15 protein-coding genes are annotated in these 13,631 nt (G+C 61.4%); 13 read left to right on the forward strand and 2 right to left on the reverse strand.

The features are described 5' to 3' along the window. The first annotated feature begins 8 nt into the window (after positions 1 to 8). The 13 genes from CRO46_RS17580 (at position 9) to CRO46_RS17640 (ending at position 11,467) form a co-directional block, all read left to right on the forward strand. Complete coding sequence (locus CRO46_RS17580; protein WP_097109110.1) at positions 9 to 1,019, forward strand: DNA-directed RNA polymerase subunit alpha; 1,011 nt, start codon at positions 9 to 11, stop codon at positions 1,017 to 1,019. Between the two features lie 45 nt (positions 1,020 to 1,064). Further along, positions 1,065 to 1,496, forward strand: coding sequence for a 50S ribosomal protein L17 (gene rplQ, locus CRO46_RS17585; protein ID WP_097109111.1), 432 nt, complete (start codon positions 1,065 to 1,067; stop codon positions 1,494 to 1,496). Between the two features lie 242 nt (positions 1,497 to 1,738). Further along, on the forward strand, positions 1,739 to 3,289 hold the full coding sequence (locus CRO46_RS17590; RefSeq protein WP_097109112.1) for a DegQ family serine endoprotease: 1,551 nt from the start codon (positions 1,739 to 1,741) through the stop codon (positions 3,287 to 3,289). Between the two features lie 4 nt (positions 3,290 to 3,293). Further along, on the forward strand, positions 3,294 to 4,607 hold the full coding sequence (locus tag CRO46_RS17595; RefSeq protein ID WP_097109113.1) for a replication-associated recombination protein A: 1,314 nt from the start codon (positions 3,294 to 3,296) through the stop codon (positions 4,605 to 4,607). 6 nt (positions 4,608 to 4,613) lie between these two features. After that, complete coding sequence (locus tag CRO46_RS17600) at positions 4,614 to 5,654, forward strand: 2-dehydropantoate 2-reductase (protein WP_097109114.1); 1,041 nt, start codon at positions 4,614 to 4,616, stop codon at positions 5,652 to 5,654. A 93-nt stretch (positions 5,655 to 5,747) separates the two neighbouring features. Beyond that, complete coding sequence (locus CRO46_RS17605; protein ID WP_097109115.1) at positions 5,748 to 6,296, forward strand: flavodoxin domain-containing protein; 549 nt, start codon at positions 5,748 to 5,750, stop codon at positions 6,294 to 6,296. 87 nt (positions 6,297 to 6,383) lie between these two features. Next, positions 6,384 to 6,758: a fluoride efflux transporter CrcB gene (crcB, locus tag CRO46_RS17610; protein ID WP_097109116.1), complete on the forward strand. Its 375-nt coding sequence runs from the start codon at positions 6,384 to 6,386 to the stop codon at positions 6,756 to 6,758. A 25-nt stretch (positions 6,759 to 6,783) separates the two neighbouring features. Beyond that, positions 6,784 to 7,773 (forward strand): RluA family pseudouridine synthase, encoded by a 990-nt coding sequence (locus CRO46_RS17615; RefSeq protein ID WP_097109384.1) that lies wholly within the window; start codon positions 6,784 to 6,786, stop codon positions 7,771 to 7,773. Next, the gene (locus CRO46_RS17620) at positions 7,770 to 8,417 is read left to right on the forward strand and encodes an HAD-IA family hydrolase (protein ID WP_097109117.1); all 648 of its coding nucleotides are present in this window, start codon (positions 7,770 to 7,772) and stop codon (positions 8,415 to 8,417) included. Before CRO46_RS17615 ends, CRO46_RS17620 begins: the two co-directional genes overlap by 4 nt. 17 nt (positions 8,418 to 8,434) lie before the next feature. Further along, entirely contained in the window at positions 8,435 to 9,229 is a 795-nt protein-coding gene (locus CRO46_RS17625) for an ATP12 family chaperone protein (protein ID WP_097109118.1), read from the forward strand. A gap of 235 nt (positions 9,230 to 9,464) precedes the next feature. After that, positions 9,465 to 9,782, forward strand: coding sequence for a YciI family protein (locus CRO46_RS17630; protein WP_097109119.1), 318 nt, complete (start codon positions 9,465 to 9,467; stop codon positions 9,780 to 9,782). 243 nt (positions 9,783 to 10,025) lie between these two features. Then, a complete protein-coding gene (locus CRO46_RS17635; RefSeq protein WP_097109120.1) occupies positions 10,026 to 10,478 on the forward strand; it encodes a DUF1330 domain-containing protein in 453 nt (150 codons plus the stop codon). 275 nt (positions 10,479 to 10,753) lie between these two features. Further along, entirely contained in the window at positions 10,754 to 11,467 is a 714-nt protein-coding gene (locus CRO46_RS17640) for a hypothetical protein (protein WP_097109121.1), read from the forward strand. A gap of 91 nt (positions 11,468 to 11,558) precedes the next feature. Here the strand turns inward: CRO46_RS17640 and fghA are convergent, their stop codons facing one another. Continuing rightward, the gene (fghA, locus tag CRO46_RS17645; protein ID WP_097109122.1) at positions 11,559 to 12,392 is read right to left on the reverse strand and encodes an S-formylglutathione hydrolase; all 834 of its coding nucleotides are present in this window, start codon (positions 12,390 to 12,392) and stop codon (positions 11,559 to 11,561) included. A 55-nt stretch (positions 12,393 to 12,447) separates the two neighbouring features. After that, the gene (locus tag CRO46_RS17650; RefSeq protein ID WP_097109123.1) at positions 12,448 to 13,557 is read right to left on the reverse strand and encodes an S-(hydroxymethyl)glutathione dehydrogenase/class III alcohol dehydrogenase; all 1,110 of its coding nucleotides are present in this window, start codon (positions 13,555 to 13,557) and stop codon (positions 12,448 to 12,450) included. Positions 13,558 to 13,631 lie beyond the last annotated feature (74 nt).

Genomic DNA, 13,631 nt, shown 5'->3' on the forward strand with positions numbered 1-13,631 from the left:
CAACAGACATGATTCAGAAAAACTGGCAGGAACTGATCAAGCCAAGCAAGGTCGAGTTCAACACCTCGGGCCGCACAAAGGCTTCCGTGGTTGCAGAACCGCTCGAGCGTGGCTTCGGCCTGACACTGGGCAACGCCCTGCGTCGGGTTCTTCTGTCTTCACTGCGGGGCGCTGCTGTCACCGCAGTGCAGATCGACGGTGTACTGCATGAATTCTCTTCGATCCCCGGCGTTCGCGAAGATGTCACCGACATCATCCTGAACATCAAGGAAATCGCTATCCGCATGGAAGGCGACGAAGCCAAGCGCATGGTCGTTCGCAAGCAGGGACCCGGTGTGGTCAAGGCCGGCGACATCCAGACCGTAGGCGACATCGAGATCCTCAACCCCGATCACGTCCTCTGCACGCTCGATGATGGCGCTGAAATCCGCATGGAATTCACCGTCAACAACGGCAAGGGATACGTGCCGGCTGACCGTAACCGCGCTGAAGATGCCCCGATCGGCCTTATCCCGGTCGACAGCCTCTACTCGCCGGTCAAGAAGTGCTCCTACAAGGTGGAAAACACCCGCGAAGGTCAGGTTCTTGATTACGACCGGCTGACGCTGAACATCGAAACCGATGGTTCGGTCAGCGGCGAGGATGCTGTGGCCTACGCCGCTCGCATTCTTCAGGACCAGCTCGGTGTGTTCGTCAACTTCGACGAACCGCAGAAGGAAGTTCACGAGGAAACCGTCGCGGAACTGGCTTTCAACCCGTCGCTTCTCAAGAAGGTCGACGAGCTGGAACTTTCGGTCCGTTCGGCCAACTGCCTGAAGAACGACAACATCGTCTATATCGGCGACCTGATTCAGAAGACCGAAGCGGAAATGCTCCGGACTCCGAACTTTGGCCGCAAGTCGCTCAACGAGATCAAGGAAGTACTCGCTTCCATGGGCCTGCATCTGGGTATGGAAGTTCCGTCCTGGCCGCCGGAAAACATCGAAGATCTCGCCAAGCGTTACGAAGACCAGTATTAAACCGTCAAACGGCAGGCGTGCGCCTGCATGTGAAGGAGACTAGCCATGCGCCATGGAAATTCAGGTCGCAAGCTTAACCGTACCTCTAGCCACCGCAAGGCGATGTTCGCCAACATGGCGGCTTCGCTCATCGAACATGAGCAGATCGTGACCACCTTGCCGAAAGCCAAGGAAATCCGTCCGATCGTTGAAAAGCTCGTCACGCTCGGAAAGCGCGGCGATCTGCATGCCCGCCGCCAGGCGATCTCGCAGATCCGCGACAACGAGGCCGTGCGCAAGCTGTTCGACACCATCGCAACCCGCTACGCCACCCGCAACGGCGGCTACATCCGGATCATGAAGGCTGGTTACCGCACCGGCGACAATGCTCCGATGGCCGTTGTCGAGTTCGTCGACCGCGATGTCGACGCCAAGGGTGCCAAGGACCGCGCTCGCACGGCTCTGGAAGCCGCTTCGGGTGAAGAAGAAGCAGCGTAAGCGCTTCTCTTTTCGGGCATTGCCAGACATGACAGGCCGGGTGCTTCGTGTGCCCGGCCTTTTCTGTGCTCCAGAGAACTGTGCGCCTGAAACGGTGGTCGACTGACAAGTGACAGCACATCGACTGGTCGAGCTTCGATAGTTGCACCCCATCGCATAGCTTGCCATGAAGCGGTCAAAGTGATGATGACTTTACCGTGGCAGTCAGGCCATACTGGCCAAAATCACCGAGGATTACCAACATGATTCCAGATCGTTCGCGGTTGCGCGCCTTGCTGTTGGCTTCGCTGGCTGTGTGTGTGGTGGCAACGCCGTTGCTTGTGCCGGCAACAGCCCAGAGCAAAACTGAAGAAACGGTAAGCGATACGATCGGGAAGATCTTCCGCGATGTATTTGGCGGCGGGGCGGAGGAAGTCGCACCCGCGGATCCGGCGCCGGAGCTTCGCCCCACCCAATCCATCGAACCGCGACGCGAGGTGCCGCGCTCGCGTGCGGACATGATGCAATCGTTCTCGCCGCTGGTGAAGGCAACCGCGCCGGCTGTGGTCAATGTCTATGCCGACCGGCTGGTTCAGCGCAGTCTGTCGCCATTTGCCGGTGATCCGTTTTTCGAACGCTTCTTCGGGCAGCGCATGCCCAACCGCACCGAAAAACAGTCTGCGCTCGGTTCCGGCGTCATCATTCAGCGCAACGGCATCGTTGTGACCAACAACCATGTTATCGAGGGCGCGGACGACGTGCGTGTGGCGCTTGCCGATGGCCGCGAGTTCCAGAGCCGTATCCTGCTCAAGGACGAGCGCTTCGACTTGGCGATCCTGCAGATCGAAGGCGAGGGACCGTTTCCGATTGTCGAATTCGGCGACACCGACAACACCGAGGTCGGCGATATCGTGCTGGCGATCGGCAACCCTTTCGGCGTCGGGCAGACCGTGACCAGTGGTATTGTTTCGGCGCTTGCCCGCAACAGCGTCGGTGTTTCTGATTTCGGCTCCTTCATCCAGACCGATGCCGCCATCAACCCGGGCAATTCCGGGGGTGCGCTGATCGACATGAGTGGTCGGCTGATCGGCATCAACTCCTCGATCTTTTCCCGTTCCGGCGGCTCCAATGGCATTGGGTTCGCCATCCCCGCCAATCTGGTGCGCGCTGTCGCCGAGACTGCGCAATCGGGGGGTGAGATTTTTGAGCCGCCCTATATCGGCGCCGCATTCGACCCGGTAACGGCTGACATCGCCGAAGCCCTGGGACTGAGCCGGGCAGCAGGGGCACTCGTGGCCAATGTCACCGAGGGCGGACCGGCCGCCGACGCCGGCTTACGCATCGGCGACATCGTGCTTGGGTTCAATGGCCGCCCGATAGAACATCCCGATGCTCTTGGCTACCGGTTGGCAACCACAGCGGTCGGCACGAAGGCGCAACTGGACGTGCTGGCGCGGGGAGGCCGCAGGACCGTGGAAGTCACGCTGCAGGCGCCACCGGAAGATGATCCGCGCGATCGCCGCATCCTGAGGGGCGAGAACCCGTTCTCGGGTGCTTCCGTCTCCAACATCACGCCGCGGCTGGCCAACAAGATGCGGCTTCCGCAATCGCTCCGCGGGGTAATTGTGACAGAGGTACCGGCGCGCTCGCTTGCCGGGCGTTACGGCTTCCGGCCCGGGGATCTGATTGCCGTGATCAACGGCGTGGAAATTGCCAATGTCGACATCCTCGAACAGCTCCTGTCAGAAGGCGCCAGCTTTTGGCGTTTCGAGATCGTCCGTGGTGGCCAGCGCATCCGCCAGATCATCCGGTGAGGCGATGAGCGATCTGTTTGCCACACCCGGCGCCGCGCCGAGCGGGCACCGTCCGCTTGCCGACCGGCTGCGGCCTGCCACCCTGGCCGAGGTTACCGGGCAACTGCATCTGACCGGTGAGGACGGCGTGATCACCCGGATGATCGCCTCGGGCAGCCTCGGCTCGATGATCTTCTGGGGCCCGCCCGGCACCGGCAAGACCACGGTGGCACGGCTGCTCGCCGGTGAGACGGATCTGGCATTCGACCAGATCTCGGCGATCTTCTCCGGTGTGGCCGATCTCAAGAAGGTGTTCGAGACAGCCCGTGCCCGGCGCATGAGTGGTCGCCAGACCCTGCTGTTCGTCGACGAGATCCATCGCTTCAACCGGGCGCAGCAGGACAGCTTCCTGCCGGTGATGGAAGACGGCACCATCGTGCTGGTTGGCGCGACCACGGAAAACCCGTCCTTCGAACTCAACGCCGCGCTTTTGTCGCGTGCCCGGGTTCTGACCTTCAAATCGCATGATCAGGACAGTCTGGAAAACCTGCTCCTCCGTGCCGAGGAAGACACCGGAAAGCCGTTGCCGCTCGACGCCGATGCCCGGCTGAGCCTGCTCGGCATGGCCGACGGCGATGGCCGCGCTGTGCTGACGCTGGCCGAAGAAGTCTGGCGCGCCGCCCGGCAGGACGAGGTGTTCGATACCGAAGCACTGGTCAAGGTGGTCCAGCGCCGCGCGCCGGTCTACGACAAGAGCCAGGACGGGCATTACAATCTGATCTCCGCGCTGCACAAGTCGGTCCGCGGCTCGGATCCCGATGCAGCACTCTACTATCTCTGCCGCATGTTCGATGCCGGCGAGGACCCGCTGTTCCTCGCCCGTCGGCTGGTCCGCATGGCGTCCGAGGAAATCGCCATGGCCGACCCCCAGGCGCTGGTGATCGCCAACGCGGCCAAGGATGCCTATGATTTTCTCGGCTCGCCCGAAGGCGAACTCGCCCTGGCCCAGGCCTGCGTCTATCTCGCCACCGCGCCCAAATCCAATTCGGTCTACGTTGCCTACAAGGCCGCCATGCGGGCTGCCAAACAGGGTGGATCGCTGCTGCCGCCCAAGCATATCCTGAATGCACCGACCAAGCTGATGAAGGCGGAGGGCTACAATGAAGGCTACCGCTACGATCACGACGAGCCAGACGCCTTTTCCGGACAGGACTATTTTCCCGAGGCGATGGGCCGCAAGACCTTCTATGATCCGGCCGAGCGCGGTTTCGAGCGCGACATCCGCAAGCGTCTGGAATTCTGGAACCGGCTCAGGAAAGAGCGCTCAGGAAAAGGCTAGCAAGCAATGGGCAGTGAGACCGCGCAAGCAGAACCGAATATCGGCATCATGGGAGCCGGTGCAATCGGTCTCTATGTTGGCGGCATGCTCGCCCATGGCGGTGCGAAAGTGGTGTTTGCCGCCCGCGGGCGGACACTTGCATCAATCAAGCGCGGCCTGTCGCTGTCACGCTATGATGGTTTCAAGGCCACGCTGAAGCCGGAGCAGTATGAATCGGGCGGCGCTGACAGTCTGGGCGGCTGCGATGTGGTGCTGTTTTGCACCAAGTCCGGCGACACCGAAGCCGCAGCACTTGAACTCTCCAGATCGCTCAAACCTGGCGCCACGATCATCAGCCTGCAGAACGGCGTCGGCAATGTCGAACTGCTTAAACGACTGCTTGCAAACCACGAAGTGGTGGCCGGTACGGTCCCCTTCAACGTCGTTCGACTGTCGCCCAACGCCGTCCACTGCGCGATGGAGGGCACGGTGCTGGTCGGCCCGTCAAGCGCTTCAACCAGCCTGACGGACCTTGCGAAGGCATCCGGCCTCAAGATTCAAATCCATCACGATCTTGACGCCCTGCAGTGGGGCAAGCTGCTGCTCAACCTCAACAACGGCCTCAATGTGATAAGTGGCAAGCCGCTGCTGCGGCAGTTTCAGGATCGCGGCTATCGGCTGGTTCTGGCCATGGCCATGGAAGAACTGCTCGCAACCCTGGATGCCGCCGGAATCAGCATCGTCGGTGCCAGCCGCACCAGTCCCCGCCTGATCCCGAAAGTGTTGCGGTTGCCGACCTGGCTTTTCCGCGTTGTCGCCCGCCAGCAGTTGAGGATGGATGACACCGCCCGGTCATCATCCTGGGATGACCTGAAGGCTGGCAGGGAGCCTGAAATCCGCTTCCTCAATGGCGCCGTCTGCTCACTGGCCGAAACCCACGGCCGCACCGCGCCGGTCAACGCCTTGATCTGCCGCCTGGTCGATGAGGCATTTGCCGCCAAGACCTCACCCGAAATGCCCGGTGGCGAGCTTCTGGCGCTGGCGCGAACTGCTGCGGCTGAGCGGTAAGTTCTTCACCCAACCGCTTCCCCTGACTTGCATCAATGCCCGTCGCGCAGAACCGCTGCATGATCCTCGATAACATTGACCGAGGATGGATCCATGACGGTTCTGGTTCTGTATGCCACCATCGAGGGGCATACCCGCAAGATTGCCGAACACGCTGCGGCCAGGCTTGAGGCAGCCGGGCAGGCTGTGTTCTTGGGCGACATCCGCGAGCCCGGATTTGCCGTTCCCGGACGGTTTGATGGTGTGCTGATCTGCGCCCCGATCCACATCGGCCGCTACCCGTCTCCGGTGGCGCAATTTGTCACCGAGTGGAAAGACGCGCTTGCTCAGGTGCCCACGGCGCTGGTGTCGGTGTCGCTTGCCATCCACAGCGACAGCGCCGAGGAGCGTGCCGAGGCGGAAGCCTATCCCGCCAAGCTTGAGAAGAAGACTGGCTTTCACATCCCGAAAGTCCATCATGCCGCCGGCGCTTTGAAATTCCTCGAGTATGATTTCTTCAAACGGGCCCTGATGCGCAGGATTGCGGCTAAGGAGGGTGGGCCGGTCGATACAAGCCGGGATCACGAGTTTACAGACTGGCAGGCGCTCGATGCCTTTGTGCAGGAATTCGCCGATGATGTGGCCCTGGCCAGACGCGCCTGAATGTTCGCGCCGAGGGGGGCGCCGGTCCGGACGTCGCTCCGCGCGCAATCGCTTTATCGCTGCACGGTTTTAAGCTAAGCAGCCCTGATGAATGCACTCATCCTTGTTTTCATCGGCGGTGGACTTGGCGCTGTCTCGCGCCACCTCTCCGGCATGGCGGTTACGCGCGCCTCGGGCCCCGGCTTTCCCTGGGGCACGATGCTGGTCAACATCGCCGGATCGCTTGCCATGGGGCTGCTGATCGCCTGGCTTGCACGGCGCTCTTCCGGCGATACGGAACTGCGTTTGCTGCTGGCGACCGGATTTCTCGGTGGTTTTACCACATTTTCGGCCTTTTCCCTTGATGCGGTGACGCTTTACGAGCGCGGCGCGTTGACGGCGGCGGCTGCCTATGTGATTGCCAGCGTCACAGTTTCCATTCTGGCGTTGTTTGGCGGGCTCTGGCTGGCGCGCCAGCTCTGACGCGCAGATCAAAGAGATAATCGATATGGCGGGCGTACAGCTCAAAAAGGTGGATCCGGACGAGGCGGGCATGCGGCTCGATCGCTGGTTCAAGGTGCATTTTCCGGGCCTCGGCTTCGGGCCGCTGCAAAAGCTGCTCAGATCCGGCCAGGTCCGTGTCGATGGCGGCCGGGTCAAGTCGGACGCCCGAATCCAGGCCGGGCAGACGATCCGCATTCCGCCGCTCGAAGTCGACGAGAAGGCGAGCGGACCGCTGACTGCCAAGACCATGCGCAGTCAGAACGACCACGAAGTGCTCAGCCAGATGCTGCTGCATGAAGATCCGAAGGTGCTGGTCTTCAACAAGCCCGCCGGTCTTGCCGTGCAGGGCGGCTCCGGCGTCACCCGCAATGTCGACGAGATGCTGGAGGCGTGGCGCAACAAGAAGGGCGAGAAGCCGCGCCTGGTTCACCGTCTCGATCGCGATACGGCAGGTGTGCTGGTGGTTGCACGCACGCGTGGCGCGGCCCAGTCGCTGACAGCCGCCTTCCGCGAACGGACCACGAAGAAGACCTATTGGGCACTGGTCAAGGGCGTACCGCGCGTAAACGAGAGCAAGATCTCCACCTGGCTGATCAAGGAAGCCACTGAGGACGGCGACCGGATGCGAGTCGCAAAACATGGCGAACAGGGCGCCGATCACGCGGTCTCCTATTACCGCATCATCGACAAGGCGGCGCAGAACCTCGCGTGGCTCGAACTCGAACCCTATACCGGCCGCACTCACCAGCTTCGCGTGCACGCTTTGCACCTGGGTCACCCGATCATCGGTGATCCGAAATACTTCCCGTTTGACAAGAACTGGGAGTTCCCCACAGGCATGCAGAACCGGCTGCATCTGCTGGCGCGGCACATTTCAATCCCCCATCCCGATGGCGGCCGGCTTTCCGTCACAGCACCCTTGCCGCCGCATATGCAGCAAAGCTGGAACCTGCTCGGTTTCGACGAGGAAAGCGGCGGGGAGCACGAGGCATGAAGCTGGTTCTTTTTGACTGTGACGGCACCATTGTCGACAGCGCGGCGGTGATCCATGCCTGCATGGAGCGCACATTCGAGGATTTCGGGCAACAGCGGCCCGGCCTCGAGCTGACCAAGTCGATCATCGGCCTGACGCTGGACATTGCCATCGCACAGATGCTCAAGCGTCCGGTGGATGCCGAAATTGCCGCCATGACCGCCCGCTACAAGGAGCATTTCATGCTGCACCGTCAGAACGGCGGCACGCTGGAGCCTGCCTATGACGGATTGCTGCCATTGATCGAGGCGCTGGCCTCGCGCGACGATGTGATCCTGGGCGTTGTCACCGGCAAGTCCCGCCGGGGGCTTGATGCGATCCTTGACCATCACAGCCTGACAAAGGCTTTCTTCACCGCTCGTACCGCCGATGATTGCCCGTCCAAACCGCATCCGGCAATGGTGCTGGAATGCTGCGCGGAGGCTGGCGTGGATCCCGAACACACCACCGTGATCGGCGACGCGGTCTATGACATGCAGATGGCCGTCAGCGCCGGCGCGCGCCCGGTTGGCGTGTCCTGGGGCTACGGACCCGCCGAAGCGCTCAAGTCTGCCGGTGCCGCTCATGTGGTCAATTATGCCGGCGAACTGGCCGCCCTTATCTGATGACAGGAGACGCACCCATGCGTGACATACTCAGCGATCTTGATCTGGGAGAGAAGGGCGACAAGCTCTCCGACCCGGTCCGCGAGACCCAGATCGGCCTGCAGAAGCAATTGCCCAAGCGCTTCTACAAGGAGGCCACGGTGGTTGCCGGTGACGACCAGGATTTCGTCGTCGCCCTCGACGGCAAGCCGCTCCGCACCCCGTCACGCAAACCGTTGGGCGTGCCTGACCGTGAGCTGGCCGAGGCGCTCGCTGCCGAATGGCAGGCGCAGCAGGAGCTGATCGATCCGGCAACCATGCCACTGACGCGGATGATCAACACCGCAATCGACGGCGTGGCCTCTGCACAAGAGGAAGTGTTCGAGGATATCCTGCGCTATGCCGGTTCCGATCTGCTCTGCTATCGCGCCGATGCGCCTGAAAGCCTGGTCGCGCGCGAGAGCGAAGCCTGGGATCCCTATCTCGACTGGGCCGCAAACATGGGCGCGCGGCTGGTGCTGTCGGAGGGCATAGTCCATGTCGAGCAGCCCCCCGAAGCGATCCGCGCCATTGCCGCGCTTCTTCGCCGCCATTCCTCGCCACTGCAGCTGACCGCGCTGCACACCATCACCTCGCTTACGGGTTCGCTGGTGCTTGCCCTGGCGCTGGCCGAGGGGCAGGGGGAACCTTCCGAGATCTGGGATGCCGCCCATGTCGACGAGGATTTCAATGCCGCGCAGTGGGGCGAGGACCATGAAGCCGCTGAACGCCGCGCCAAGCGCCGGGTCGATTTCGATGCGGCGAACCTGATCCTCTTGTCGTTCAAGCGCTAGCGCAGCTGCGTTCAAACTCATTTGAACGACAACCTACATGTATCATAGCAAAGCGTTCTAGGGACCTTTGCGCATCCAGCGGATGCGCGGCGCTTGTCTTGTGACTATTCCCGCTTCCTGTGAGAATAATAAGCGCAGGAGAGGGAAGCCACCCTCTTCCAGTGATTGGGGATGGATCGAGCGCTGCGCAAGCCGGTCTCTCCTGCTTCCCGCAGCGACGAGAGGAGACGTGCTGATGCCAAAATTTGTTTTCGCCTATCACGGTGCCCCCGAGTTCGAGACAAAGCAGGACGGCGCAAATCACATGCTTGCCTGGCGCGAGTGGATGCAGGGTCTGGGCGATGCGGTCGTCGATCCGGGCGTCCCGGTCGGCAAGTCCTGGACAGTCAGTTCCGCCGGAGCTGAAGAGGGAGGCGGATCAAATCCGCTGTCCGGCATTACGATTGTTCAGGCCGACACGATGGAGGCTGCGGTCACCATGGCCCTGGCCTGTCCGCACATAAGCGCCGGCGGCAGCATCGAAGTGGCAGAAGCTATGGAAATGGAAATGTGATCCTGGTGCATGTCGCATTCAGATGGTTTCATTTGAACGATAACGTACATGCAACTTTTCAGAGTCTTACAGCGACCTTTGCGCATCCGATTGGATGCGCGGCGCATTAGTAAGTGGCTAAGTCCGAGCGCTGGCCAGACCCCGGTGCTCGGAGGTTTTTCTGAACGGTATTCACAGGACGTTGAATTGGGGTATTTCTTGTGCTTTGCGGTTGAGGCAGAGCAAACGAGAGGATGAATTTAGATGGATGACACGCCAGGCGGGTTTGTCGACCCGACGAAGGAGACATTCGCAGAATTTCGCGCACTCGATCGGTCGGGTCCCGTCCACATGCTCAATCTGGTCCGGTTTCGCGAGCAGGCCGACTACGAGGATGGCACTGTCGCCACCGGCGCCGAGGCCTATGCCAGCTATGCACGGGAAAGTGGCCCGGTTTTCGAACGGCTGGGCGGCCGTCAGGTCTGGGTTGGCAAGCCCGAGCTGATGTTGATCGGCCCGCAAAGCGAAGCCTGGGATCTGGCCTTCATTGCCGAGTATCCAGACAAGGATGCCTTTGTTGCCATGTTGCGTGATCCTGACTACCGAAAGGCCGTCCGGCACCGCCAGGCCGCAGTGGCCGATTCCCGGCTGATACGAATGGAACCGCGCTTGCCGGGGGCTCGTTTTGGAGAAATGGACGGCGCCGAGGACGCGTGAAAATGCTGCTGTGAGCGGGAGCAATCAGCAGCTTCTTCGCGGATGCTGCGGCCAATCCGTGCGGCCTTAACCATGTGCTAACCATAAAATGTGATTTTCTCTGGGGTGGAGCAATTCAGATCCGGAGCAGATTCATGCGGCAAGACCAGCCATTCCATTTGCGTTTCTTGCACACCGTCCTACTTGTCTTGCTGGCTGCTGTCGTATCTTCCTGTGCCGGCCGGCCGAAGCCGATGGATCCAGGCACGCCCTATAGCGTCACCCAAGTTAGGGTCATGGCCGACGGGGCTGAAAACACCCAATTTGCCGAGCGGCTGCAGGCCAGGCTGGAAGCCAGTGTCGGCCGTGCCACCGCCGATGTCGGCCAGACTTCGGAACTCAGAATTCAAGTCCTCGAGCGGAAGGAGGACCCTTCGCCGGTCAGGCTGTTCGGCGGCACGTCACAGTCCGTCACCCTCGATATGGCGCTGGTGGATTCGAACACCGAAGAGGTGCAGCGCTCACAGGTCCTGAGCCTGAACTTCACTGATTTCAACAGATCCCACGCCGAAACCGTGCTGGTCGCGCGGCTGACTGATGACATCCGCACGCGGTTGGGCCTGTCGGGTTACACGCCCTATCCGGTGAGGAGCGCAAAGCGTGACGTGGTGCGGCCGAATCCGAAGCCGGATGATTTCGACGCCAATGATCCATCCTTGCGCGCCGTCGATCCTTTGCTCAACGGCACGGTAACCCCGACCACGGTGGTGCTTGAAGCCGAACCGGAAGCGAGCCGGAAGTTCGACTACACCAAGCCGCTGCTAGGGGGAGGGGCAACCGCCCAGCAGGCTGCTCCTGCTGCCGGTGCAAGCCCGGCTGCCCCGGAGGTCGTGCAGCAGATGAAACTGCGTCCTGCGGAGGACCCGGATGTTGCCGACACATATGCCGGCGCGGAAACCGACGCTTCCGACGATCTCTGTGTCATCACCCTTGAAAATGACTGCAGCTAGCTGCTGATGCGGCGCCGGTCACCCGGCAGAATCAAAGAGGCCGGGGCCCGAATGGACCCGGCCTTTTGTGCCTTAGGCCGTTACGCTCTGCTCAACCCAGCCGTTCGGCATGCCAGGCGAGGTGGTCATCCATGAAGGTCGAGATGAAATTGTAGGAATGGTCGTAGCCCTCCTGCATTCTCAGGGTCAGGCCGATGCCGGTTCCGCGGCACGCCTCTTTCAGCAGCCAGGGGCGCAACCCGTCTTCCAGAAATCCGTCAGCCGTGCCCTGATCGATGAAAAATTCCGGAAACCGCGCGCCGTCCGCAATTAGCTGAGTGGCATCATATCGCCGCCAGGCCGCCACATCTTCACCGAGATATTTCTCGAGCGCCGGTTTTGACCAATCGGCACCCGAGGGCTGCACGATCGGCGCGAAGGCCGAACAGCTCCTGAACCTGTCGGGATACTTGAGTGCGAAGGTCAGTGCGCCGTGGCCGCCCATCGAGTGGCCCATGATGCCCTGGCGTTCCATGTCGGCGGCAAAATGCCCGGCAATCAGCTTCGGCAGCTCTTCGAGGATATGGGTTTCCATGCGGTAATGCTTCGACCAGGGCGGCTCGGTCGCATCAAGATAGAACCCGGCGCCCTTGCCGAATTGCCAGTTGTCCGGTTCGTCGGGCACATGGTCGCCGCGCGGACTGGTGTCCGGGCAGACGATGATCAGTCCGAGTTCCGCCGCCATCTTCCGGTACTCGCCCTTGTCCATGACATTGGCATGGGTGCAGGTCAGCCCCGAAAGGAACCAGACAACGGGACAAAGCTGCTCCTTGGCCTGGATCGGCTGAAACACGGCAAAACTCATGTCGCAGCCGCAGGCTTCCGATTCCATCGAATAGACGCCCTGGCGGCCGCCATGGGCCTTGGCTTCCGAAATGATCTTCATGGATCCATTGTCCGGTTCTTGAGTGTGAGAGATGGAAGCAAGGGGCCGCAGCCGATCAGAAAACCACCACGCTGCGGATGCTTTCGCCCCTGTGCATCAGGTCGAAGGCCTCGTTGATGCCTTCCAGCCCCATGGTATGGGTGATCATCGGATCGATCTCGATCTTGCCTTCCATGTACCACTCGACGATCTTCGGCACGTCAGTGCGTCCGCGCGCACCGCCGAAGGCTGTCCCGCGCCAGGAACGGCCGGTGACCAGCTGGAACGGACGGGTCGAAATTTCCGCGCCGGCGGGCGCAACGCCGATGATGATCGATTCACCCCATCCCTTGTGCGCGCATTCGAGTGCCGTGCGCATAACGCCGACATTGCCGGTGGCGTCGAAGGTGTAATCAGCACCCCCTTTTGTCAGGTCAACGAGGTAAGGCACGAGGTCGCCCTCGACTTCATCCGGATTGACGAAATGGGTCATGCCGAAGCGTTTCGCCATTTCGGCCTTGGCGGGATTGAGATCGACGCCGACGATCATGTCCGCTCCCGCCAGGCGCAGGCCCTGGAGCACATTGAGGCCGATACCGCCAAGCCCGAAGACGATCGCCTTCGAACCGATCTCGACCTTGGCCGTGTTGATCACCGCGCCGATGCCGGTGGTCACGCCGCAGCCGATGTAGCAAACCTTGTCGAACGGGGCATCGGGATTGATCTTGGCCAGCGCAATTTCCGGCAGTACGGTAAAATTGGAGAAAGTCGAGGTGCCCATGTAGTGGAAGATCGGCTTGCCATCGAGCGAGAACCGCGAGGTGCCGTCAGGCATCAGCCCCGCGCCCTGGGTGCTGCGGATTGACTGGCACAGATTGGTCTTGGGGTTGAGGCAGTACTCGCACTCGCGGCACTCGGGTGTATACAGCGGAATGACATGATCGCCCTTCTTCAGTGAAGTCACCCCGGGGCCCACATCCACCACCACGCCGGCACCCTCATGGCCGAGAATGGCCGGGAAGATGCCTTCCGGGTCGGCGCCCGACAGCGTGAACTCGTCGGTATGGCACACACCCGTGGCCTTGATTTCGACCAGCACTTCGCCGGCGCGCGGGCCGTCGAGGTCAACCTCCATGATTTTCAGGGGTTTGCCTGCTTCCACTGCTACCGCTGCTCTCGTCCGCATCCCGTTTCTCCCGCTGCAAATTTCGCTTGCTTCACAATGATCGCGCTATCATGATTTGAGACTTAGTATCATTG

The sequence above is a fragment of the Parahoeflea halophila genome (assembly GCF_900220985.1).
GTDB classification, from domain to species: Bacteria; Pseudomonadota; Alphaproteobacteria; order Rhizobiales; family Rhizobiaceae; genus Hoeflea; species Hoeflea halophila.